This window comes from Cognatishimia coralii (assembly GCF_037478305.1).
Lineage (GTDB): Bacteria > Pseudomonadota > Alphaproteobacteria > Rhodobacterales > Rhodobacteraceae > Cognatishimia > Cognatishimia coralii.
Genome location: NZ_JBBGAZ010000001.1, coordinates 1,033,678 through 1,056,402, shown reverse-complemented (window position 1 = coordinate 1,056,402; position 22,725 = coordinate 1,033,678). Strand labels below are relative to the sequence as shown.

Here is a 22,725-nt window from a genome sequence, read left to right as displayed (position 1 = left end):
TGCGCGCCCTTTGTGTCACAAGCAATTGCGTCTTCGCAATCAGCGACCTTCATACAGCGGGAAACGTGCGCAGAGTTCTGCCACTTCGCCTTTGACTTTCTCCTCAACCGCTTGGTTGCCGTCCTCGCCGTTGGCTGCCAGCCCATCAACGACTTCGATGATCAGATCCGCGATCTTGCGGAACTCGGCCTCGCCAAAGCCGCGGGTCGTGCCCGCAGGGGTGCCCAGACGGATGCCCGAGGTCACCATCGGCTTCTCAGGGTCAAACGGGATGCCGTTCTTGTTGCAGGTGATATGCGCGCGGCCCAGAGCCTTCTCAGTGGCGTTGCCCTTCACGCCTTTGGGGCGCAGGTCGACGAGCATGACGTGGGTGTCAGTGCCACCGGTGACGATGTCCAGACCACCCTTCATCAGCTGATCGGCCAGAGCCACCGCATTGGCGCGGACGTTCTGCTGATAGGTCTTAAATTCAGGACGCAGGGCCTCGCCAAACGCGACGGCTTTGGCCGCGATGACATGCATCAGCGGGCCGCCCTGAATGCCTGGGAAGATCGCAGAGTTCACCTTCTTGGCGATGGCTTCGTCGTTGGTCAGGATCATACCGCCACGTGGACCGCGCAGGGTCTTGTGGGTCGTGGTGGTCGCGACATCTGCGTAGGGGAAAGGCGATGGGTGCTCGCCTGCGGCCACGAGACCCGCGAAGTGCGCCATATCAACGTGCAGATAGGCGCCAACCTTGTCGGCGATTTCGCGGAACTTGGCGAAATCGATGACGCGTGGGATCGCCGAGCCGCCCGCGATGATCAGCTGAGGCTTGTGCTCAAGTGCCAGCGCCTCGACCTCATCATAGTCGATCAGGTTGTCCTGCTGACGCACACCATATTGAACCGCCTTAAACCATTTGCCGGACTGGTTTGGCGCCGCACCGTGGGTCAGGTGGCCGCCAGAGGCGAGGTTCATGCCCAGAATGGTATCGCCTGGTTTGATCAGCGCCTGAAATACGCCTTGGTTGGCCTGAGACCCAGAATTCGGCTGCACATTGGCAAACTCACAGCCGAAAAGCTGTTTCGCACGGTCAATCGCGAGGTTTTCGGCCACGTCCACATATTGGCAACCGCCATAGTAGCGACGGCCCGGATAGCCCTCGGCATACTTGTTGGTCATGACAGAGCCCTGCGCTTCCATCACAGCGGCGGAAACGATGTTCTCGGACGCGATCAGCTCGATTTCATCGCGCTGACGGCCCAGCTCGTCGGTGATAGAGCCAAACAGCTCTGGGTCACGTGTGGCGAGGCTTTCCGTGAAGAAACCAGTGTCGGTGGATGCGGTCATTTATGAGGCTCCGAAATGAGGTTTAAATTTGCAGGTTTCCTATCGGAAACACCCCTGGGCTAAAAGACCAAAAAGCGACCCTGTGCGATTTCATCGCGCCATGGCTGGCGCTTGCTGTGAACTTATGTTTCTTTCGGAACCAGATTTCGGGCTTTGGAAACAGGAATCACGCCGTGGCGGACCGCAAAAGAATCGCATTTCTGGCCTCAGAGGCTGAGTCCGCGCAGACGGGTCAGGCGGAGTTGGTCGCTATGCACGGCACTTGCGCGCCTGAAGAGGCCGATCTGATTGTGGCGCTTGGGGGTGATGGATTCATGCTGCAGACCTTGCACGGCACGCAGGAGCTAGACGTTCCCGTCTATGGGATGAACCGGGGCACCGTCGGGTTTCTGATGAATGAATACGCCTCCGAGGACCTGATGGCCCGGCTTGCAGACGCCGAGGAAGAGATCATCAACCCGCTGACCATGACCGCGACGCAAGTTGACGGTACGGTGCATTCTGCACTTGCGATCAACGAGGTGTCATTGCTGCGCCAAGGCCCGCAGGCGGCGAAGCTGCGGATCTGGATTGATGGGCGCATGCGGATGGAAGAGCTGGTCTGCGACGGCGCTTTGTTGGCGACACCGGCGGGATCGACGGCCTATAACTATTCAGCACACGGCCCGATTTTGCCGATTGGCTCGGATGTCCTGGCCCTGACGGCCATCGCGCCGTTTCGTCCGCGTCGGTGGCGGGGGGCCTTGGTGCGTAAGTCCTCGACCGTGACCTTTGAAGTCACCAATCCCGAAAAACGGCCCGTGATGGCCGATGCAGACAGCCGCTCTGTGCGCAACGTGGCCACGGTCGAGATCAAGTCAGAGCCAGCGGTGGGACACCGCATCCTGTTTGATCCGGGCCATGGACTGGAAGAGCGTCTGATCCGAGAACAATTCGTCTAAAAGCGCGCGCCGCGGTTTGCCGTTGGCAAAGTCCCGCCGCGCGCGGTTCCGTGTCTATTTGGCGTAGCCGAGGGATTGCAGAGCTTCGGTGATCTCATCGAGAATAACCGGATCATCAATGGTCGCCGGCATTTTCCAGTCTTTGCCATCCGCAATCGACACCATCGTGCCACGCAGGATCTTGCCCGAGCGGGTTTTTGGCAAGCGATCCACAACGGTTGCCATCTTGAACGCAGCCACCGGGCCGATCTTTTCGCGCACCAGTTTGACGACCTCAGAGACAATCTCCTCATGCGGCCGATCCGTGCCCGCGTTCAGGCATAGGAAGCCCAGCGGCATCTGCCCTTTCAACTGGTCCGCGACGCCGATCACAGCGCATTCGGCCACGTCTGGGTGCTCGGCAAGGACTTCTTCCATACCACCGGTCGAAAGACGGTGCCCCGCGACGTTGATCACGTCATCGGTGCGCGCCATGATATAGAGGTAGCCGTCCTCGTCTTTCATGCCCGCGTCGCCGGTCTCATAATAGCCGGGGAAGGTATTCAGATAGCTCGACTGATAGCGCGCATCCGCATTCCAGAGCGTCGGCAGAGTGCCTGGGGGCAGGGGCAGTTTCACCGCAATCGCGCCAAGTTCGCCCGCCGCGACCGGATGGCCGCCGTCATCCAGAATATCCACCTGATAGCCCGGCATTGGCACCGCCGGAGAGCCGAGTTTCACAGGCAGTTGCTCGATCCCCAAGGGGTTCGCGGCAATCGCATAGCCGGTTTCCGTCTGCCACCAGTGGTCAATTACTGGCACGTTCAGATTGCTTTCAGCCCATGTGATCGTGTCAGGGTCTGCGCGTTCGCCTGCGAGGAAGACGCTGCGCAAGCTACTGAGATCGTAGTCTTTGATCATCGCGCCCGTGGGGTCTTCGCGTTTCACAGCGCGGAAGGCGGTCGGGGCGGTGAAGAAGCTGGCGACTTTATGCTCTGAGATCACGCGCCAGAACGTGCCCGCGTCGGGTGTGCCGACTGGCTTGCCTTCAAAGACTATCGTCGTATTGCCATGGATCAGAGGCGCATAGCAGATGTAGCTGTGACCTACGACCCAGCCAACATCTGACGCCGCCCAAAAGACTTCGCCAGGGTCCACGTCATAGATGTTCTTCATGGTCCAGTTGAGCGCCACCAGATGGCCCGCTGTCGGGCGCATGACACCCTTAGGCTGACCGGTGGTGCCAGAGGTATAGAGGATATAGGCAGGGTGGGTGCCTTCGACCGGCACGCAGTCGATCGGGTCCGCAGCAGATGCGATCTCGCGCCAGTCGACATCGCGGTCGCCCATGGGCGCAAGCTCTTGATCACGTTGCAAAATCACGCAGACTTCGGGCTTGTGTGCCGCCATGTCGATTGCGCCGTCCAGCAAGGGTTTATAGGCGACAACGCGGCCCGGCTCGAGCCCACAGGAGGCTGCGATAATGGCTTTGGGCGTCGCGTCATCGATCCGCACGGCCAGCTCGTTGGAGGCAAATCCGCCAAAGACCACAGAATGAATCGCGCCGATACGGGCGCAGGCGAGCATGGCCGTTAGGGCCTCGGGCACCATTGGCATATAGATGATGACACGGTCGCCTTTTTCGATGCCCTGTGCGGCCAAAGCGCCCGCGAAAACGGCCACCTCATCGCGCAAATCAGAATAAGAGATCGACCGCTTGGTCCCGGTCATCGGAGAGTCATAGATGATCGCTGCCTGATCGCCGCGTCCAGCCTCGACATGGCGGTCCAGCGCGTTCCAGCAGGTGTTGACCTTGGCGTCAGCGAACCACTCGTAAAAGCCATTGCCTTTGTCGGTGACACCGGTCTTTGGCGCCTCGACCCAATCGATTGCTTCAGCTGCTTTCAGCCAAAAGCCTTCCGGGTCTTTCTCCCACTGCGCGTAAACCTCTGCATAACTCATGACAAATCCTCCTTGCGCGCACCATAGACAGGGGGATCAAAAGCCGTAAAGTCTCGCGACGTCAGCTTGGGTAAATTGAGTTAAGAAATTTGCAATTTTGAATAGGGTTTGCAAGCAAACCCCTGCAAACTCGCCTCTGATTCAGGGTTTTGAGGCGAGTTTGCAAAGTCTGGGCAAATTTACAGGCCTAGCTATAGTGCGCGACAGGGGTGCCGGCGATGGCGGCCATATTCAAAAGACCTCGGGCTGTGATGGACGGGCTGACGATATGGGCGCGGTTGCCCATGCCCATCAGGATTGGTCCGACTTCAAGGCCACTTGCGCGCATTTTCAGGATATTGCGCACGCCGCTGGCCGCATCCGCATTGGCAAAGATCAATGCATTGGCAGGGCCGTTCAGTTTAGAGCTTGGGAACACCCGCTGACGCAATTCTGGGTCCAGCGCGGTCTCGATGTTCATTTCGCCGTCATAGGTGAAATCGCGGTACTCACGGCCGAGGATCTCCATTGCTGCGCGCAAGCGGATGCCGCTGTCGCAATCGGAATTGCCGAACTGGCTTTGACCACACAACGCGATTTGTGGGTCCAGCCCAAAGCGACGGACGTGGCGTGCCGCGCCAACGACGGAGCGCGCGATTTCTTCGGGTGTCGGCGCATAGCGGATGTGTGTGTCTGCGATAAACAGAGGGCCGTCTTCGAGGATCATCAACGAGAGCGCGCCATCGGACCGATAGGTGCCACCGCCGAGGACCTGCTCGACATAGTTCAAATGCCAGCGGTATTCGCCAAAGGTGCCGCAGATCAGGCTGTCGGCCTCGCCACGATGCACCATGATCGCGCCGATGGCGGTGGTGTTGGTGCGCATAATTGCTCGCGCCAGATCCGGCGTGATGCCGCGACGCTCCATCAGCTTATGATAGGATTGCCAGTAATCACGATACCGAGGGTCATTTTCCGGGTTCACCAGGTCAAAATCCACACCGGGGCGAATTTTCAATCCGGCGCGTTCGGCCCGCGCGGTCACCACATCAGGACGGCCGATCAGGATTGGTTGTTCCGTGGTTTCCTCGAGCATGGCCTGCGCCGCGCGTAAGACGCGTTCGTCTTCACCCTCGGCAAAAACGATCCGACGAGACGCCACACGTGCCGCCTCATAGACCGGTCGCATCAAGAGGGCAGACTTAAACACGGATTGATTAAGCTTTTGCTTATAGGCCTCAAGGTCGCGCAGAGGCCGCGTTGCGACTCCGCTTTCCATCGCAGCCTGCGCCACGGCACCCGAGACAATTGCAACCAAACGGGGATCAAACGGTTTGGGGATCAAATAATCCGCCCCAAATGTCAGCTGTTCCCCTTTATACGCAGCCGCGGCCTCGGCCGAGGTGGTCTCCCGCGCCAGTTCGGCGATGCCCTCGACGCACGCGATTTTCATGGCGTCGTTGATCTCGGTGGCGCCGACGTCGAGCGCTCCACGGAAGATGAAGGGGAAGCAGAGGACGTTATTGACCTGATTAGGAAAATCGCTGCGTCCCGTCGCGATGATCGCGTCGGGTGCTACCTTTCGTGCCGCGTCCGGCATGATTTCCGGTGTCGGGTTGGCCAAGGCGAAAATGATCGGGCGTTCGGCCATTTTCTCAACCATCGCAGGTTTCAGGACGTTCGGACCGGACAAGCCAAGGAACAGATCCGCCTCTTCTATCACGTCATCCAGCGTGCGCAGATCGCTCTTTTGTGCGAAGGCCGCCTTTTGAGGGTTCATGTCCTCGGTGCGGCCTTCATAAACCAGCCCGTGGATGTCGCAGAGCCAGATGTTCTCGCGTTTGACGCCCAGCTTTACCAGCATGTTCAGGCAGGCAATCCCCGCCGCGCCACCGCCTGTAGAGACGATCTTGATGTCTGCGAAGGCCTTATCCGCGACCCGCAATGCATTTGTGGCAGCCGCCCCAACAACGATGGCGGTCCCGTGCTGATCGTCGTGGAAAACAGGAATGTTCATCCGCTCGCGGCAGATTTTTTCCACGATAAAGCAATCAGGTGCCTTGATGTCTTCAAGGTTCACCGCGCCAAAGCTGGGTTCGAGCGCACAGACGATGTCGGCCAGTTTCTCAGGGTCGGTTTCATCGACTTCAATGTCAAAACAGTCGATATCCGCAAATTTCTTAAAAAGGACCGCTTTGCCCTCCATCACGGGCTTGCTGGCCAGCGCGCCGATATTGCCCAGCCCTAGAACCGCAGAGCCATTAGACACCACAGCCACAAGGTTACTGCGCGCCGTATAACGGGCGGCGTTGGCGGGGTCGTCTTTGATTTCAATGCAGGCCTCGGCCACGCCCGGAGAATAGGCACGAGACAAGTCGCGTCCGGTGGATAAGGGCTTTGTCGCGCGGATCTCCAGTTTTCCGGGCTTTGGAAACTCGTGATAGTCGAGCGCGGCTTGGCGTTGGGAATCTGAAGAGTTGTCTGACATCTGGGCCCCTTGAGAATTTTGTTTAGCGTTAAACTATAATTTTTAACATGTGAATAGCGGCTCATGGTCGCGTGCGATTTTTTCGCGAGCTTAGCCATTCATCAGCCAAGTCACGGGTTGAGGTGCTTCTGTATTTCCAAACAAATCAAACATAAATTTTATCTGTCGGTCAAAATTTTCAGCGTGTAGTCTTGCCAGAGCTTGGCCTAGCTCGCGGCTTTTGGCAAAGTGGCAGATCAATAACCTAAGAATTGCGTCGAATCGTCAAATTTGGGCGGGCTTCACAGGAGACAGGGAATGAGCATGAAAGATCAGGCATTGGTTGTGCGTGAAATGGCCTATGCGCCTTATTCGAACTTCAAAGTCGGGGCCGCCATTCGGGGCGCTGACGGAGAAGTCTATGTCGGCTGCAACGTAGAAAATGCGGCTTATCCAGAAGGCACCTGCGCCGAAGCCGGAGCAATCGCGGCGATGGTGGCCGCGGGGCAAACCAAGCTGACCGAAGTCTATGTGGTCGCGGATGCGCCTTTGCCGGTGTCACCTTGCGGCGGCTGCCGCCAGAAACTGTCTGAATTTGGCGCAGGTGATGTGGTGGTTACGATGGCGACGCTTGGCGGGATAGAGCAGAAAACCACCATCGCGGAACTAATACCCGGCGTGTTTTCCGACGAATACCTCGAGAAACCCTAATGGACGCCCGCGCGATCATCGCGAAACTACGCATGGGCGAGGTGCCAACGGCCGAGGAACTTGCATGGTTCGCGGTCGGGCTGTCTGACCAGTCTGTGAGTGATGCGCAGGCGGGTGCTTTTGCAATGGCGGTCTGCCTCAATGGGCTTGGGGCTCAGGCACGGTCCGATTTGACCGTAGCGATGCGCGACAGTGGCGATTGTCTAAGCTGGGATTTGCCTGGGCCTGTGGTGGACAAACACTCTACGGGCGGGATCGGAGATTGTGTGTCCTTGGTCCTTGCACCTGCTTTGGCGGCTTGCGGGGCTTATATTCCTATGATCTCGGGTCGCGGCCTGGGGCATACCGGCGGAACGCTCGACAAGTTGGAGGCCATCCCGGGCTTGCGGGTCGACCTAGACGAGGATGCATTTCGGCGGGTCGTGAAAGAGGCTGGCGCAGCCATTGTAAGCGCCTCTGCAAATATCGCGCCCGCGGATAAACGCCTTTATGCGGTGCGGGATGTGACGGCGACGGTAGAGAGCCTCGATCTGATCACCGCCTCGATCCTGTCCAAGAAACTTGCGGCGGGGCTTGAGCATCTCGTGCTTGATGTAAAGCTTGGATCGGGCGCCTTGATGAAATCCCCTGATGAGGCCCGCGCCCTTGCAAGTTCGCTTGTCCAGACAGCGGATTTGGCGGGATGCCCGGCGACAGCCGTGATTTCCGACATGAGCGCGCCGCTTGCGCCGTCTCTGGGGAATGCCTTGGAAATCGCCGAGGTGATGCGGGTTCTGTGCGACGGGCAGGGCGGGCGATTGCTCGAGTTGTCTGCAGCGCTTGGTGGCGTTCTGCTGGACAATGCTGGCTTGGCCAAAGACGTGGAAACTGGCGTTGCGATGATCGTTGAGGCTGTCTCAAGCGGGCGCGCGGCCGAGGCGTTTGGCAAGATGATCTATGCGCAGGGCGGCCCTGTGGCCTTCACCGAAAACTGGCGGCGGTTCCTACCCGAGGCCTCTGTAATCCGCGAAGTTCCGGCACCCAAAGCAGGATTTATCGCAAGCTTTGACGGCGAAGCGCTGGGCCTCGCGGTGATCGGCCTTGGGGGTGGGCGTCAGGTGGAAAGCGATGTGGTGAACCCTGCCGTTGGCCTGTCTGACGTGGTCGAATTGGGCGCAAAAGTGAGCAAGGGCCAGCCGCTGCTGCGCATCCACGCGGCGCGCGAGGATGCGGCTGATCGCGCGGTACGGCAGGTGCTCGCGGCCATCACGATCAGCGAAACGGCTCCTGACATTCCACCGCTCATCCATGAAAGGATCGGCGCATGAGCCGAGTGTTTTTGGTGGTGATGGACAGCGTTGGGATTGGTGGTGCGAGGGACGCAGATCGCTTTTTCAACCAGGACCGGCCCGACACGGGTGCCAATACCGTCGCCCATATCGTGCAGGCCTGTGCGGAAGGGCGCGCCAATGAGGGACGGGACGGACCGGTGCGGCTGCCCACGCTAGAGAGCTTGGGCATAGGGGCGGCGGTGCGCGCGTCCTCAGAGGACGTGCTCCCTGGATTTGACGCGCACGTGACTGGGTTCTGGGCTGTCGCCCATGAGGCCTCAATGGGTAAGGATACACCGTCGGGGCATTGGGAACTGGCAGGTCTGCCAGTGCCATGGGATTGGCACTACTTCCCTGATGCGCGGCCCGCATTTGACAAGCCATTGGTGGATCAGATCACCGAGATCGGCGGTGTGGACGGTATCCTTGGCAATTGCCACGCCCCAGGCACACAGATCATTCAAGAGCTTGGCGCCTTGCATATGCAAACGGGTTTTCCGATCTGTTACACTTCGGCGGACAGTGTGTTTCAGGTCGCCGCCCACGAGGATACCTTTGGCCTAAGCCGCCTTTACGCCTTCTGCGAGACCATCGCTCCGATGCTGCACGAAATGAAGGTTGGCCGGGTCATCGCGCGTCCCTTCAAGGGAGACGCCAAGGTCGGTTTCACCCGCACCACCAACCGCAAGGATTATGCGATCACGCCGCCCGAGCCGATCCTGACCAATTGGGTTCAGGATGCAGGTCGCCACGTCTATGCCATTGGAAAGATAGGAGATATCTTTTCGATGCAGGGCATAGATGAGGTCCACAAGGGCGATGACAAAGCGCTCATGACCCATTTGAATCGCCTTGCTGAAGAAGCTGTGGACGGCAGCCTAACCTTCGCGAATTTTGTCGAATTCGACAGCCTCTATGGCCACCGTCGCGATATCTCAGGCTATGCCCGCGCGCTGGAGTGGTTTGACGGCGAAATCGCCAAACTGCTTCCCAAAATGCGAGAGGGGGATCTCTTGATCCTAACCGCGGACCACGGCAATGACCCCAGCTGGAGCGGCACCGACCATACCCGTGAATGCGTGCCTGTTCTGTGTTATGGTGTGGGGCAGGGCTCGGCGGGGCATATTGCCTTTGCTGATGTGGCCGCCACTGTCGCGCATCACCTTAATATCCCTTCCCAAGGGCCCGGACGGAGTTTTCTATGAGCGTCGCTGACCTGCCAAAAGTCGAATTGCATTTGCATCACGAGGGGGCTGCTCCGCCTGCCTTTGTGCGTCAGTTGGCGCATGAAAAGAAGGTCGATTTGACCGGCGTCTTTGACGATCAGGGCAATTATAAATTCACCGATTTCGTGAATTTCCTGCGCACATATGAGGCGGCGACTGCGGTCTTGCAAACACCCGAGGATTTTGGGCGCTTGACCTCCGCCGTGCTTGAAGAATGCGCGGCAAACGGCGTGGTTTACGTGGAAAGTTTCCTCTCTCCCGAGTTCTGCGGCTGTGGCGATCTGGCGGCGTGGCGCGAGTATCTACACGCCATCCAAGAGGCAGCCGACCGCGCCGAAACCACCCATGGCATCACCCTGCGCGGTGTTGTCACCTGTATCCGCCACGAAGGCCCAGAGATTGCCAAACGCACAGCCCTTTGTGCTGCCGAAACCGCAGGCGACTGGGTCGTTGGCTTTGGCATGGGCGGGGACGAAGGCAAAGGCCATCAGGGCGATTTCGCCTATTCCTTTGATATGGCACGCGAAGCTGGCCTCAAACTGACCACCCACGCCGGGGAATTCGGCGGACCGGAAAGCGTCTGGGAAGCCATTCGCGACCTGAATGTCGAGCGCATCGGCCACGGTGTGCGCGCCATCGAAGACCCCAAACTGGTGCAAGAAATCGTGGCGCGTGACATCACGCTCGAGGTCTGCCCTGGCTCCAACGTCGTCCTCGGTCTCTACAAGGATTTCGCAGCCCACCCGATCCAGAAACTACGCGCCGCCGGTGTCAAAGTGACCGTCTCGACCGACGACCCGCCGTTCTTTGGCACCACCATGCGCCGCGAATACGACATGCTCGCTGCCGCCCATGGCTGGGACGCTGAGGTGTTCGCCGAAATCAACCAAACAGCCGCGCGCGCGGCCTTCTGTGACGAAGACACCCGCGCCACAATCCTCAAACGCCTGGAGGCCGCATGAACGATCATCTGACCGTCGTCGATCACCCGCTGGTTCAGCACAAACTCACTCTGATGCGCAGGAAAGAGACCTCGACCTCTGAGTTCCGCCAGCTTTTGCGCGAGATCAGCCAACTGTTGGCCTATGAGGTCACGCGCCCCTTGCCAATCGAGATGCGCAAGATCGAAACCCCTATGCAAGAGATGGATGCGCCTGTCTTGGCGGGCCGCAAACTGGCGCTTGTGTCGATTTTGCGAGCGGGCAATGGCTTGCTGGATGGCATGCTAGATCTGATTCCCTCAGCGCGGGTTGGCTTTGTGGGTCTTTATCGCGACGAAGAGACCTTGGAGCCGGTTGAGTACTATTTCAAAGTCCCGTCCGAGATGGACAAACGCTTGGTAATCGCCGTGGATCCAATGCTCGCGACCGGCAATTCTTCGGTCGCTGCGATTGATATGCTCAAGAAGGCCGGCGCGACCAATATCCGCTTCCTCTGCCTTTTGGCCGCGCCCGAAGGCGTCGCGCGCATGAAAGAGGCGCATCCGGACGTGCCGATTGTCACGGCGTCTTTGGACGATTGCCTCAATGAAAAAGGCTATATCGTGCCCGGTCTTGGCGATGCGGGAGACCGCATGTTTGGCACCAAATAGGCGACCTAAGTTTTTCGTGAAGCCCTCTAGTAGAGCTTTACTCATTTAGGGTTTTGCGTCTAAAGTGTCCCCATATCTTGTGGGGGCACGATGCAGTTCAAAAAAACACTCTCCTACACGCTTTTGGCCGCGATGACCTTGGCCACAGCTGTTGAGGCGCGCTCATTGCGCGATGACGGCGTGCCCGCCGAAGTGCCTCCGGCGTCGTTCAAAGGCAATCAATATGTAGACAGCCGTGGCTGTGTGTTCATCCGCGCGGGCGTGGATGGGTCGACCAGCTGGGTGCCGCGGGTGACGCGCGACCGCAAGCTTGTCTGTGGCATGCAGCCAACCGGCGTTGGTGGAACGACGACTGTTGCCGTGGTGGACGAACCTGAGATTATCGAAATCACCCCGACGGCGCCTGCACCGAAACCTGTGACCGTTGCTGCTGCGCCAAAACCAAAGCCAGTAGTGCGCAAACCCTCGCCGCGTGTTGCGCCTGCACGTCCTGTGGGCGTGCATCAGCCAGCCGCTATCGCGCCAGCGCCTCAAGTTGCCCATACCGGAGACGGCTGCGCGCATCTCTCGGCCCAAAGCCGCCAATACCTGAGCCACCCAACCGCCAATGTGCGCTGTGGATCACAGACCCAGGCCCTGAATGGAGGCCTCACCGCCCCAAGCAGTGGCTACAAGATGCCGAGCTATCAGGATCACAACGGTCAGATGGTTGTGACGGCTGGTGTCTATCCCGGCCAAACCGTCAAATCGGGTCACGTCGCGGGCAATACGCATGTGATCCCCCAGCATCTGTATCAGTCTCATCAAGAAGCCAAGCAGGTCGTAGAGCCTCCTGCCGGATACCGCACGGTTTGGAAGGATGATCGCTTGAACCCGAACCGCGGTGTTCAGACCATCAACGGCCAGCAGGCGATGGCCGGGGTGTGGGACACTAGCAAAATCCCGATGGAACTGCATAAACCGGGTGCGGTCTCGACGACAACCACGATGAGCACGCGCAGCTATGGCGGTGGCAACACGATGGTGATCACGCCAAACACCTATGTGCAGGTTGCGGCCTATGGGTCCTCTGAAGATGCCCAGCGTGTGGCCAAACGCGTGCGCAGCATGGGGCTGCCAGTGCGGATCGGGAAACAGCGCCAAGGCTATCAAGAGGTGCGGATGGTTCTGGCTGGGCCGTTTCATTCGCATGCCGCTGCGCAGTCGGCATTGAGCAAAGCCCGCTCTGCAGGGTTTCACAACGCTTACATTAAATAAAACTAAGTCGCGCAGATATCCTGCAAGGCGACCCATTCGCCATCCGTTAGGATTGGCGCGCTTTGGGTGATGACCGCATCGGCTTCGATCAGATTGAGCGTGGTTTCCCCAGATATATCAAGTGCATAGGCGTAGGGGCTGGCCGAGAGGCCAAGCTCTGAAAATCCTTCGATCAGCGCCGTATCTGAGGCTTTGCCGGCAGGCGTGATCGCCAGATGTTCGGCGTAGGCTGACAGGGTCTCGGGGGCTAATTGGCCCGAGGTGAGAAGACGGAAGCTCTCGGTCACCCCGCCAAATTCTAGGATGCGTTCCAAAGGATCGTTTTCTTCGGCGAATTTGGCCTCGGCCAGCATGAACCCTATAGCGGCGGCCGGGTCGTCAAAGTCTTCGACGATACTGCGCCCAACGACCAGGGCTGTACCCGGTAAAGAGGCTGTGGATTTCACGCCCCCCGGAACGACGAGAATTTCAGACACGTCAATGGCTTGCGCTAGTTTCTTCAGCGCTTGATCGCCAAGGTCCGAGTGACAGACCGCGCCCGTCGTGCGTTGCAGATGCCCAATCACATCATGGCCGATCACCACGCGGTTCAGTTCCGGCACAAGCCCAACAACATGGCTGCGCAAGGCGTTTGGCAGCCAAAGGGTCAGGCCTGCGGCCAAAGCCGCGACGCTGCCCAAAAGGATCGCCCACCTAAGACGTCCGGGACGCGGTTTTCCACGATGCAGGGCTTTGCGCAGGGTGTCGATGGCCTCGACCATCTCTACCTCGTTTTCTGCAAGCTCCAGGCTCTCTGAATCGTCGCCGCCGGGAATGAAAATCGCGGGCGTCTTGCCCGGATTGGCGCGTTCCACAGCGGTCAGAGACCAATGGGACAGCGGGCGATCCTGCATGTCAGAGATCAAAAGGCTCGCGTCCCCGATCGAGATAATGACCTCACGACGCTGCGCCTTGGGCGACTCGCGCCAAAGGGCTGAGGCCTCTAGCCTCTGATATTTTTCAAATGCGGTGCTCATACGCGTGGCTGCTCTGCCATCATTGTTGATGTCAGTTTAGCGCGAAAGGATAGCGTGGGCAATCACGCCCACGCAGTCGTTTTAGTAGCCGTTTGCGATTTTGCGCAGTTCGAACTTTTGGATTTTGCCGGTCGAGGTCTTGGGCAGCTCCTGAAACAGAACGTGTTTGGGGGCTTTGAAGCCTGCGAGTGTCTCGCGGCTGAAGGCAATCAGATCTTTGTCCGTGGCGGTCGCGCCGGGTTTGAGTTCGACAAAGGCGCAGGGCACTTCGCCCCATTTTTCGTCGTTCTTGGCAACCACAGCCGCCAGCAGCACGTCGGGATGCGCCATCAGGACGCCCTCGACTTCGACGGAGCTGATGTTCTCGCCGCCCGAGATGATGATGTCCTTGGCGCGGTCGGCGATCTGGATATAGCTGTCCGGATGCTGCACCGCGATGTCGCCAGAGTTGAAGTAGCCGCCTTTGAAGGCTTCTTCGGTGGCTTCTGGGTTCTTCAAATACCCCTTCATGACCGAGTTGCCGCGAATGGTGATTTCGCCCTGCGTTGTACCGTCCATAGGCACCGGATTATGCTCGCTGTCGCGCACAATCACAGGTTCCATCATCGGGAAGGCCACGCCTTGCTGGCTTTTGCGCGCCGCGACTTCGGCGGTGCTCATGTTGTCCCAATCGCCGCCTTTCCAATAGCATTCGGTCACGTGGCCGTAGGTTTCGGTCAGACCGTAGACATGGGTGATATTGAACCCGAGCTCTTCGATTTTGGCGAGCGTCGCGGGGGCAGGGGGTGCACCGGCGGTGTAGGTCTCGACGACATGATCAAACTCGCGACGGTCCTCGGCGGGCGAATTGACCAAAGCGTTCAGAACAATAGGCGCCCCGCCCATGTGGGTCACGCCCTCATCGGCGATGGCGTCAAAGACGTTCTTGGCCGTGATATCTCGGCAGCAGACGACAGTGCCCCCCAGAACCGGCATCATCCAGGTGTGGTTCCAGCCGTTGCAGTGAAACAGCGGTACGATCGTCAGATAAACCGGATGCAGGGTCAGACGCCAGGATACGACTGTGCCCATGGTCATCAGATAAGCACCGCGGTGGTGATAGACCACGCCCTTGGGACGGCCCGTTGTGCCTGAGGTATAGTTCAGCGCGAGGCTTTCCCATTCATCCTCTGGCATGATCCAGTCGAAATCCGCATCACCACCTGCGATGAAGTCTTCGTATTCGATGTAATCACCGCTGGGCGGAAAGCCTGCTTGGGGGTCTGCGACTTCGATGATCGTGGGCGCAGGGCCTTCCATTTTCTCGATCGAGGCCTGAACGAGGGGCAAAAGGCTGGTGTCTGCCAGCACGACTTTGGCTTCTCCGTGGTCAAAGATATAGCCAACGGTCGAGGCATCCAGACGCGTGTTGATCGTGTTCAGCACCGCACCTGAGGCAGGCACGCCAAAGCTCGCCTCACATTGCGCGGGGATGTTGGGCAAAAGCGTCGCCACCACGTCGCCGGGCTGAACGCCCATTTTCACCAGAGCCGAGGCAAAGCGCGTACAGCGCTCGTAGTATTCCACATAGGTCTTGCGGTGATTGCCATAGACGTTGGCCAGACGGTCCGGAAAGACCTGAACCGCGCGGCGCAAATGGCTGAGCGGGGTCAGCGGTACAAAATTGGCCTCGGTTTTGCCAAGCCCGGTTTCATCTTTCATCCAGCCCATGGAACGTCTCCCTCATGTCCATTTGCCTGCGTTCTATCAGGGCCTTACCCGCTGGTGATAGCTGGTAGAAATCCGGTCCGTAGAACTGCGGTGGTTTACATGAGCGAGGGCGCTGGCCTCTGTCAAGCGCTTCGCTCTTTCATCGGTGTAGGCGCAGATGTAACGTGCCGTCCATGATCATTTCGTACGGACGCAGATTTATCTTTGTGCATATCCCCAAGACGGCGGGCACAGCGATGGCGCTGGCGCTTGAGGGGCGGGCGATGAAGGATGATCTGATGCTAGGGGACACGCCCAAAGCGCTAAAACGGCGGCGGCGGTTGAAGGACGTTCAGGCAGCGGGGCGGTTGTGGAAGCATTCGACTTTAAGCGACATCGAGGGGTTGGTGACCGCCGAAGAGATTGGCTCGTTTTTTACCTTCACCTTAGTGCGTAACCCCTGGGATCGCATGGTGAGTTACTATCATTGGCTGAAGGATCAAAGCTTCGCGCATCCGGCCGTGAAATTGGCGCAAGAGCTGGAGTTTCAGGGCTTTGCGCAGCATCCGCAGACGGTGAATAGCTTTAGGTCAAACCCCTACGCGAGCTATCTGACGTTTCGCAGTCAGGAACGGGCGTCCTGTTTCATTCGGATTGAAAATTTCGAAGAGGACGCACAGCCGCTGTTTGACCACCTCGGGTTTTCTCTGTCGCTGACGCGGGTCAATGCCTCAGACCGCAAGGCCGACTATCGCGCCTATTATGACGAGAAAACCAGCGCAGCGGTTGCCGAGGCGTGCGCCCAAGATATCGCGCGATTCCAGTACAGCTTCTGAAACGAAAAAGCCCCGGCCGAGGGACCGGGGCTTTTCCAAGTTGTGACAGCGACTACGCCGCCGCAGCCTGTGGCCCAAAGCGGCCATAGAAGTCCTGACCCTTCGCCGCCATATCCCGCAACAGGGCAGGGGTGGCAAAACGCGCGCCATGCGCCTCGGTGAGGGCATCACAGGTCTCTGCTGCCCATTCCGCGCCTACGATGTCCAGCCAAGAGAACGGACCGCCCGACCAAGGCGCAAAGCCCCAGCCCAGGATCGCGCCCACATCGCCTTCGCGGATGTCTTCCAGCACGCCTTCTTCCAGCGCGCGGACCGCTTCCAGGACTTGCGCGAACATCAAGCGGTTCTGGACTTCGATCAGCGAAGGCTGCTCGGACGCGAGTGCGTATTTCTCGCCCAGTCCGGTCCAGAGACTTTCGCGTTTGCCTTTTTCGCTATAGGCATAAAAGCCCGCGTTGGCTTTGCGACCCAGACGGCCTTCGTCAAACATCCAGAACAGGATCTCGTCGCAGGCATCATCATAGTCCGCACCCATGGCCTCTTTCGTGGCCTTAGCGATTTTGACGCCCAGATCAATCGAGGTTTCATCTGTCAGTTGCAGCGGACCCAGAGGCATGCCGAGCATCTTGGCCGCATTCTCGATAAGCGCAGGCGCGACGCCTTCGGTGACCATGCGGATGCCTTCGTTGATGTAAGGGATGATGCAGCGGTTGGCGTAGAAGAAGCGCGCGTCATTGACGACGATCGGCGTTTTCTTGATCTGACGCACATAGTCGAGCGCCTTGGCCACGGCCACATCGCCGGTCTCTTTGCCTTTGATGATCTCAACCAACATCATCTTCTCGACTGGCGAGAAGAAGTGAATGCCGATGAACTTGTCGGCCCGCACAGAGGCTTTCGCCAGCTCGGTGATCGGCAGGGTCGAGGTGTTGGTGGCAAAAACGCAGTCCTCGCCCACGATGGCCTCAACCTTCTTGGTCATCTCGGCTTTGACGCCGACGTCCTCAAAGACGGCTTCAACGATCAGATCACAACCCTTAAGCGCCTCAAGATCCGCGGTCGCATTGACCAGACCCAGCATTTTTTCTTTTTGCTCAGGCGTGGACTTCTTTCGTGCGATGCCCTTGTCGGCAAAGGCTTCGATATAGGCGCGGCCTTTGTCAGCGGCCTCTTGGTCGCGGTCGATCAGAACAACCTCGATACCGGCTTTGGCAGAGACCAGCGCAATGCCTGCGCCCATCATGCCAGCCCCCAGAACGCCGACTTTCTTGACGGTCTGATCGGCAACCGCTGGGCGGTTCGCGCCTTTTTCCAGCGCCTCTTTGTTGATGAAGAGGCTGCGGATCATGGCAGAGCTGCTTGGGTTCATCAGAACATGGGTGAACCAGCGTGCCTCGATCTTGATTGCAGTGTCAAAAGGCACCAAAGCGCCTTCGTAGACCGCAGACAACATCGCTTTGGCCGCCGGGTAAACACCTTGCGTGTTCCCGTTGACCATGGCGTTGGCACCGACAAAGGTCATGAAGCCCGCTGGGTGATACGGCGCGCCGCCTGGCATTTTATAGCCTTTTTCATCCCAAGGTTTGACGATTTTGGGCTCGGACAGAACCCAAGCCTTTGCATCGGCCATCGGATCCTCGGAGACCTCATCAATCAATCCTGCGGATTTGGCTTTCTTCGGATCAGAGAGCTTACCCTGCAGCAGGAACGGCGACGCCGCCATCGCGCCCAGCTTGCGGGTCAGACGAGTGGTGCCGCCCATGCCCGGGAAGATGCCAACCATGATTTCCGGCAGGCCGATCTTGGCTTTTGGATTGTCAGCCGCAAAGATGCGGTGGCAGGCCAAAGGGATCTCAAACCCGATACCCAGAGCAGTGCCCGGCAGCACGCAAGCAATCGGCTTGCCGCCTTTGTTGGTCTTTGGATCCATGCCCGCGCGCTCGATTTTGCGCAGGATGCCGTGGGTCTGCATCAGACCATCCATGAGGCCTTGCTCTGGCGAGCCGCCGGCCATTTCCTTCATCTTGGCGATGATATTCAGGTCCATGCCGCCGGCAAAAGAGCCGGGCTTGCCCGAGGTGATGATGATGCCCTTACAGGCCTCATCCGCGAGGGCCGCATCGATCAGCGCGTCCAGATCCATGAACCCTTGCTGGTTCATGACGTTCATGGATTTACCAACGGTGTCCCAAGTGATGACGCCAACGCCGTCTGCGTCCAATGCGTAGCTAAAATCGCTCATGATCTCTCTCCTTAGACGCGTTCGATGATGGTGGCAGAGCCCATGCCCGCCGCCACACAAAGGGTTGCCAGTCCGACTTCTTTGTCCTGACGCTCAAGCTCGTCCAAGAGCGTGCCGATGATCATCGCGCCGGTCGCGCCCAGCGGGTGGCCCATCGCGATGGCGCCGCCGTTCACGTTGACTTTGGCGTCGTCCACTTGGAAGGCCTGCAAGAAACGCAGAACTACGGCCGCGAAGGCTTCGTTTACTTCAAAGAGGTCGATGTCATTGATGGACATGCCGTTCTCGGCAAGGATTTTCTCGGTGACGGGAACAGGGCCAGTGAGGTTGATGGTTGGTTCCGAGCCGATCTTGGCGTTCGCTTTGATGCGCGCGCGTGGCTTGAGGCCGTGCTTTTCACCGAACTCTTTGTTGCCGATTAGGATCGCCGTCGCGCCATCCACGATGCCAGAGCTGTTGCCCGCGTGGTGAACGTGGTTCACGCGCTCCAGATGCGGGTATTTCATCAGAGCGACCTTGTCGAAGCCGGGCATGACCTCGCCCATTTCCTGGAAAGAGGCCTTGAGTTTTCCAAGGTCTTCGGCAGTGGTCCCCGGACGCATGTATTCGTCGTGATCCAGAATGGTCAGGCCGTTGATGTCGGTCACGGGCACGATGGATTTGTCAAACCGACGGTCTTCCCAAGCGGCGGCTGCGCGCGCCTGAGATTGCGCAGCAAATGCGTCGCAGTCTTCGCGGGTGAACCCATATTCGGTCGCGATCAGGTCGGCCGATACACCCTGAGGCATAAAGTTCTCGCCCATCGCGATACGTGGATCCACGGCCATCGCCGCGCCATCAGAGCCCATTGCCACGCGGCTCATGACCTCACAGCCACCGGCGATATAGGCGTCGCCCGCGCCGCCTTTGACTTGGTTGGCCGCGAGGTTCACAGCTTCCATACCGGAGGCGCAGAAGCGGTTGATCGCAAGACCCGGCACCGACTGATCAAAGTCAGAGAGCAGAACCGAGGCCCGCGCCAGACAGCCGCCGTTTTCCATGACTTGGGTGACATTGCCCCAGATCACGTCTTCGATCGCATCGCCCGGCAGATCATTGCGGGACTTCACCGCGTTCAGCATCTGGGCAGACAGGGCGAGCGAGGTCACCTCGTGCAAGGATCCATCCTTGCGCCCCTTGCCCCGCGGGGTGCGCGCGGCGTCATAGATATAGGCTTCGGTCATACTTGCCTCCTAATTTTCAAAGTTACAGGCCACGGTCACTTGGGTGACCGGGCATAAGATCGTAGGGGTGCTTCCACCCCGGTGTGTTTTCGATGTTGCTGAGCCAGCAGTCGATATTCGGCCAATCGGCGCGCACAAATCCGTAGGGCTCTGGGTAGAAGAGATAGCCGCAGCAAGAGATATCGGCGTTGGTCAGACCATCGCCTACAATCCAGTCGCGGCCTTCAAGATGGGTGTTCAGAACCTTATAGGCGGCTTGCAGACGTCCCTGCAGAAACCCAATCGCCTGCGCCGGACGTTTGTCTTCCGGCAGGAAGTTCAAAAGGAACCGCGTGACGCCGTTCTGGCTGGAAAGTTTGTGGTTATCAAACAGCACCCAGCGCAGGATCTCGTAACGCTCGGCATCCGTGTTGCCGCCAAACTTACCGGTTTTGTCCGAAATATACTGCTGAATGACACCGGACTGTGTGAGCTTGACGTCGCCGTCAACAAGCACCGGCACTTCGCCCATTTCATTGACGTTGGTCAGATAGGCCTCAGAGCGTGCTTCGCCGCCGAAGAAATCCACATAGACCGGCTCCCACTCGAGCCCAGACAGCTCCAAAGCCAGCGCCGCCTTATAGGCGTTGCCGCTTTCGCCAAAGCAGTAGAGTTTAATCGTCATATGTGCCTCCCAGTCTTAAATGTCGCGGAGGGGGTTTCGCACCCCCGAGGTCAAAATCTGCGATTTTAACCCGCCCCCGCGGAGTATTTTTCGCAAGATGAATGTGGGTCTTTAGAGTTGCTTAACCAAGATCGGTTTCCCTGACGTCGCGGTACAGGCTGGAGAGCCGATGGCCGTGCAAGGTGAAACCCCATTTCGCACCCTTCTCTCGGCGCGGTGCGAAGTGGGGGGATCCGGGATTTCATCTTGCTCCAAATACTCAAATCCCCAGATCTCCTGTCTCGCAGACGTTCATTTCTTGCGCCCGTCCAATTCCAGATTGAACCGGCGCAGCCGATGCAAAAGACCTTCTTCATCTGTGATGCCGTCAAAGTTTTCAAAGACAAAGGAAATGGCTTCCCCTTCATCCAGACCCGCCTCGGCTGCAAAGGACTTCAGACGACGATAGGCGTCCTCAGTCATGGCAATCGGTACTCGGCGGGTCAGGCGAAAACGTTTGGGCATCGTGGCTTAGAATGCCTCCGCGTCCAGAGCCATCACCGGATCCGCACCGCTTTCGATGCGCGCAAGGTGCATCGCTGTGGCGGGCAGGCGGCGGGCCATATAGTAGCGCGCGGTGGCCAGTTTGGTTTCGTGGAACGCGGTATCAGACGTGCCGTTGGCCAAAGCATCCAGCGACGCACGCGCCATTTTGCCCCACATCAGACCCAGGCACACATGCCCAAAGAGGTGCATGAAGTCATAGGATCCAGAGAGCGCCGCATTCGGGTTTTTCATACCGTTCTGCATGAAGAACATGCCCGCAGACTGAAGGTGCTTGGACGCGGTCTTCAACGGCTCGATGAAATCAGCCATGGCCTCATCCGCGCCTTGTTCTTTGCAGAAGCTTTTGACCAGCTCGAAGAAAGCCATGACGTGTTTGCCGCCATCGGTTGCCAGTTTCCGGCCCACAAGGTCCAGCGCCTGAACGCCGTTTGCTCCTTCGTAGATCATTGCAATGCGGGCGTCGCGCGTGAACTGGCTCATGCCCCATTCTTCGATATAGCCGTGACCACCGTAGACCTGCTGTGCCAGCACAGTCATGTCGTAGCCTTCGTCAGTCAGAAAACCTTTCAGAACAGGCGTCAGCAGAGAGATCAGACCATCTGCGTCTTTGTCGCCATTGCGATGCGCGTCGTCCAGCAGTGTTGCGCCCCAGAGCGTGAAGGCGCGGGCGCCTTCATTGAAGGATTTTTGGTCCATCAAGGAACGGCGGATATCTGGATGAACGATCAGCGGATCTGCTGGACCATCAGGGTTTTTCACGCCGGTCACATCGCGGCCCTGCAGGCGGTCTTTCGCGTAGATTAGAGCGTTCTGATAGGCGACCTCGGACTGAGCCAGACCCTGCATCGCAACACCCAGACGGGCTTCGTTCATCATGGTGAACATCGCGCGCATGCCTTTGTGCATGTCCCCCAGCAGATAGCCGGTCGCCTCATCATAGTTCATCACACAGGTCGAGTTGCCATGGATGCCCATCTTCTCTTCGATATTGCCGACAGACACGCCGTTGCGCGCGCCCAGAGAGCCATCTTCGTTGACCATGAACTTCGGCACGATGAAGAGAGAGACGCCTTTGATGCCTTCAGGGCCACCCGGGATTTTCGCAAGTACGAGGTGGATGATGTTATCCGCCATGTCGTGCTCGCCCGCCGAGATAAAGATCTTCTGGCCGGATACCTTGTAGGACCCATCGTCCTGAGGCTCTGCTTTGGTGCGCATCAGACCCAGATCGGTGCCACAATGCGGCTCGGTCAGGTTCATGGTGCCGGTCCACTCGCAGCTGACCATGTTTGGCAGGTAGGTGGCCTTCTGTTCCTCGGTGCCATGCGCAAGGATCGCAGAGGCCGCGCCGTGGGTCAGGCCCTGATACATGGTGAAGGCTTGGTTGGCACCGGAGAAGAATTCGCCAACCGCGCTGCCGATGACCGCTGGCATATTCTGCCCGCCGAATTCCTCGGGCATGTCCAGACCGGTCCAGCCGCCTTCTTTCACCATTTCAAAGGCGTCTTTGAAGCCTTTGGGCGTATAGACCACACCGTTTTCCAGACGGCAGCCCTCTTTGTCGCCTACAACGTTCAGGGGCGCGAGGACTTCGCTGGTCAGTTTGCCGGCCTCTTCGAGGATGGCATTTGTGAAATCTGCGTCTAACTCGTCATACCCAGGGGTTTTGCTTTCAGAAACCTTCAGGACATCGTGCAAAATGTACTGTGCGTCCTTTACTGGGGCTACATAGCTTGGCATCTCTTCTCCTCCGG

18 protein-coding genes are annotated in these 22,725 nt (G+C 58.5%); 8 read left to right on the top strand and 10 right to left on the bottom strand.

The features are described 5' to 3' along the window. Nucleotides 1-39 precede the first annotated feature (39 nt). On the bottom strand, nucleotides 40-1,332 hold the full coding sequence (gene glyA / locus WG622_RS05285) for a serine hydroxymethyltransferase (protein ID WP_339402614.1): 1,293 nt from the start codon (nucleotides 1,330-1,332) through the stop codon (nucleotides 40-42). A 173-nt stretch (nucleotides 1,333-1,505) separates the two neighbouring features. Here glyA and WG622_RS05280 point away from each other — a divergent pair, with 173 nt between their 5' ends. Next, nucleotides 1,506-2,273 carry an NAD kinase gene (locus WG622_RS05280; protein ID WP_339402613.1) on the top strand — a complete coding sequence of 256 codons (768 nt, stop codon included), beginning with the start codon at nucleotides 1,506-1,508 and terminating at the stop codon, nucleotides 2,271-2,273. A 54-nt stretch (nucleotides 2,274-2,327) separates the two neighbouring features. Here WG622_RS05280 and WG622_RS05275 read toward each other — a convergent pair whose 3' ends face one another. Both WG622_RS05275 and WG622_RS05270 read right to left on the bottom strand, forming a co-directional pair. Beyond that, the gene (locus tag WG622_RS05275; RefSeq protein ID WP_339402612.1) at nucleotides 2,328-4,214 is read right to left on the bottom strand and encodes a propionyl-CoA synthetase; all 1,887 of its coding nucleotides are present in this window, start codon (nucleotides 4,212-4,214) and stop codon (nucleotides 2,328-2,330) included. Between the two features lie 187 nt (nucleotides 4,215-4,401). Next, entirely contained in the window at nucleotides 4,402-6,681 is a 2,280-nt protein-coding gene (locus WG622_RS05270; protein WP_339402611.1) for an NADP-dependent malic enzyme, read from the bottom strand. 297 nt (nucleotides 6,682-6,978) lie between these two features. On the opposite strand from WG622_RS05270, the gene WG622_RS05265 reads away from it, so the two are divergent. From WG622_RS05265 to WG622_RS05240, 6 genes are all read left to right on the top strand, one after another. Continuing rightward, nucleotides 6,979-7,371 carry a cytidine deaminase gene (locus tag WG622_RS05265; RefSeq protein WP_339402610.1) on the top strand — a complete coding sequence of 131 codons (393 nt, stop codon included), beginning with the start codon at nucleotides 6,979-6,981 and terminating at the stop codon, nucleotides 7,369-7,371. Next, nucleotides 7,371-8,678, top strand: coding sequence for a thymidine phosphorylase (locus WG622_RS05260; RefSeq protein ID WP_339402609.1), 1,308 nt, complete (start codon nucleotides 7,371-7,373; stop codon nucleotides 8,676-8,678). The genes WG622_RS05265 and WG622_RS05260 overlap by 1 nt, the downstream gene beginning before the upstream one ends. Beyond that, complete coding sequence (locus WG622_RS05255) at nucleotides 8,675-9,886, top strand: phosphopentomutase (protein ID WP_339402608.1); 1,212 nt, start codon at nucleotides 8,675-8,677, stop codon at nucleotides 9,884-9,886. Before WG622_RS05260 ends, WG622_RS05255 begins: the two co-directional genes overlap by 4 nt. Continuing rightward, nucleotides 9,883-10,869: an adenosine deaminase gene (locus WG622_RS05250; protein ID WP_339402607.1), complete on the top strand. Its 987-nt coding sequence runs from the start codon at nucleotides 9,883-9,885 to the stop codon at nucleotides 10,867-10,869. Before WG622_RS05255 ends, WG622_RS05250 begins: the two co-directional genes overlap by 4 nt. Continuing rightward, on the top strand, nucleotides 10,866-11,498 hold the full coding sequence (gene upp / locus WG622_RS05245) for a uracil phosphoribosyltransferase (protein WP_339402606.1): 633 nt from the start codon (nucleotides 10,866-10,868) through the stop codon (nucleotides 11,496-11,498). The genes WG622_RS05250 and upp overlap by 4 nt, the downstream gene beginning before the upstream one ends. Nucleotides 11,499-11,588: 90 nt before the next feature. After that, on the top strand, nucleotides 11,589-12,755 hold the full coding sequence (locus tag WG622_RS05240) for an SPOR domain-containing protein (RefSeq protein ID WP_339402605.1): 1,167 nt from the start codon (nucleotides 11,589-11,591) through the stop codon (nucleotides 12,753-12,755). Between the two features lie 2 nt (nucleotides 12,756-12,757). On the opposite strand, the gene WG622_RS05235 is transcribed toward WG622_RS05240, so the two are convergent. Together WG622_RS05235 and WG622_RS05230 are read right to left on the bottom strand one after the other, a co-directional pair. Next, nucleotides 12,758-13,771, bottom strand: a complete 1,014-nt coding sequence (locus WG622_RS05235) for a hypothetical protein (protein WP_339402604.1) — start codon at nucleotides 13,769-13,771, stop codon at nucleotides 12,758-12,760. A gap of 81 nt (nucleotides 13,772-13,852) precedes the next feature. Then, nucleotides 13,853-15,481 (bottom strand): AMP-binding protein, encoded by a 1,629-nt coding sequence (locus WG622_RS05230; RefSeq protein ID WP_339402603.1) that lies wholly within the window; start codon nucleotides 15,479-15,481, stop codon nucleotides 13,853-13,855. Between the two features lie 173 nt (nucleotides 15,482-15,654). Here WG622_RS05230 and WG622_RS05225 point away from each other — a divergent pair, with 173 nt between their 5' ends. Further along, nucleotides 15,655-16,296 (top strand): sulfotransferase family 2 domain-containing protein, encoded by a 642-nt coding sequence (locus WG622_RS05225; protein ID WP_339402602.1) that lies wholly within the window; start codon nucleotides 15,655-15,657, stop codon nucleotides 16,294-16,296. Nucleotides 16,297-16,348: 52 nt separating this feature from the next. Here WG622_RS05225 and WG622_RS05220 read toward each other — a convergent pair whose 3' ends face one another. The 5 genes from WG622_RS05220 to WG622_RS05200 all read right to left on the bottom strand — a co-directional run bounded on the left by WG622_RS05220 (nucleotide 16,349) and on the right by WG622_RS05200 (nucleotide 22,711). After that, entirely contained in the window at nucleotides 16,349-18,538 is a 2,190-nt protein-coding gene (locus WG622_RS05220; RefSeq protein WP_339402601.1) for a 3-hydroxyacyl-CoA dehydrogenase NAD-binding domain-containing protein, read from the bottom strand. Nucleotides 18,539-18,549: 11 nt separating this feature from the next. Then, on the bottom strand, nucleotides 18,550-19,761 hold the full coding sequence (locus WG622_RS05215; protein ID WP_339402600.1) for an acetyl-CoA C-acetyltransferase: 1,212 nt from the start codon (nucleotides 19,759-19,761) through the stop codon (nucleotides 18,550-18,552). A 22-nt stretch (nucleotides 19,762-19,783) separates the two neighbouring features. After that, nucleotides 19,784-20,425: a glutathione S-transferase family protein gene (locus WG622_RS05210; protein ID WP_339402599.1), complete on the bottom strand. Its 642-nt coding sequence runs from the start codon at nucleotides 20,423-20,425 to the stop codon at nucleotides 19,784-19,786. 291 nt (nucleotides 20,426-20,716) lie between these two features. Continuing rightward, nucleotides 20,717-20,929, bottom strand: coding sequence for a hypothetical protein (locus WG622_RS05205; protein ID WP_209356819.1), 213 nt, complete (start codon nucleotides 20,927-20,929; stop codon nucleotides 20,717-20,719). 6 nt (nucleotides 20,930-20,935) lie between these two features. Next, nucleotides 20,936-22,711 carry an acyl-CoA dehydrogenase C-terminal domain-containing protein gene (locus WG622_RS05200; RefSeq protein WP_339402598.1) on the bottom strand — a complete coding sequence of 592 codons (1,776 nt, stop codon included), beginning with the start codon at nucleotides 22,709-22,711 and terminating at the stop codon, nucleotides 20,936-20,938. Between the last annotated feature and the right edge of the window lie 14 nt (nucleotides 22,712-22,725).

Excerpts from the sequence above, each read along its gene's own strand:
- WG622_RS05270 (WP_339402611.1), bottom strand. The coding sequence starts at position 6,681 with ATGTCAGACAACTCTTCAGATTCCCAACGCCAAGCCGCGCTCGACTAT.
- WG622_RS05250 (WP_339402607.1), top strand. The coding sequence starts at position 9,883 with ATGAGCGTCGCTGACCTGCCAAAAGTCGAATTGCATTTGCATCACGAG.
- WG622_RS05210 (WP_339402599.1), bottom strand. The coding sequence starts at position 20,425 with ATGACGATTAAACTCTACTGCTTTGGCGAAAGCGGCAACGCCTATAAG.
- WG622_RS05255 (WP_339402608.1), top strand. The coding sequence starts at position 8,675 with ATGAGCCGAGTGTTTTTGGTGGTGATGGACAGCGTTGGGATTGGTGGT.
- WG622_RS05200 (WP_339402598.1), bottom strand. The coding sequence starts at position 22,711 with ATGCCAAGCTATGTAGCCCCAGTAAAGGACGCACAGTACATTTTGCAC.
- WG622_RS05240 (WP_339402605.1), top strand. The coding sequence starts at position 11,589 with ATGCAGTTCAAAAAAACACTCTCCTACACGCTTTTGGCCGCGATGACC.
- WG622_RS05215 (WP_339402600.1), bottom strand. The coding sequence starts at position 19,761 with ATGACCGAAGCCTATATCTATGACGCCGCGCGCACCCCGCGGGGCAAG.
- WG622_RS05230 (WP_339402603.1), bottom strand. The coding sequence starts at position 15,481 with ATGGGCTGGATGAAAGATGAAACCGGGCTTGGCAAAACCGAGGCCAAT.
- WG622_RS05205 (WP_209356819.1), bottom strand. The coding sequence starts at position 20,929 with ATGCCCAAACGTTTTCGCCTGACCCGCCGAGTACCGATTGCCATGACT.
- WG622_RS05220 (WP_339402601.1), bottom strand. The coding sequence starts at position 18,538 with ATGAGCGATTTTAGCTACGCATTGGACGCAGACGGCGTTGGCGTCATC.
- WG622_RS05265 (WP_339402610.1), top strand. The coding sequence starts at position 6,979 with ATGAGCATGAAAGATCAGGCATTGGTTGTGCGTGAAATGGCCTATGCG.
- WG622_RS05235 (WP_339402604.1), bottom strand. The coding sequence starts at position 13,771 with ATGAGCACCGCATTTGAAAAATATCAGAGGCTAGAGGCCTCAGCCCTT.
- upp (WP_339402606.1), top strand. The coding sequence starts at position 10,866 with ATGAACGATCATCTGACCGTCGTCGATCACCCGCTGGTTCAGCACAAA.
- WG622_RS05260 (WP_339402609.1), top strand. The coding sequence starts at position 7,371 with ATGGACGCCCGCGCGATCATCGCGAAACTACGCATGGGCGAGGTGCCA.
- glyA (WP_339402614.1), bottom strand. The coding sequence starts at position 1,332 with ATGACCGCATCCACCGACACTGGTTTCTTCACGGAAAGCCTCGCCACA.
- WG622_RS05225 (WP_339402602.1), top strand. The coding sequence starts at position 15,655 with ATGATCATTTCGTACGGACGCAGATTTATCTTTGTGCATATCCCCAAG.
- WG622_RS05275 (WP_339402612.1), bottom strand. The coding sequence starts at position 4,214 with ATGAGTTATGCAGAGGTTTACGCGCAGTGGGAGAAAGACCCGGAAGGC.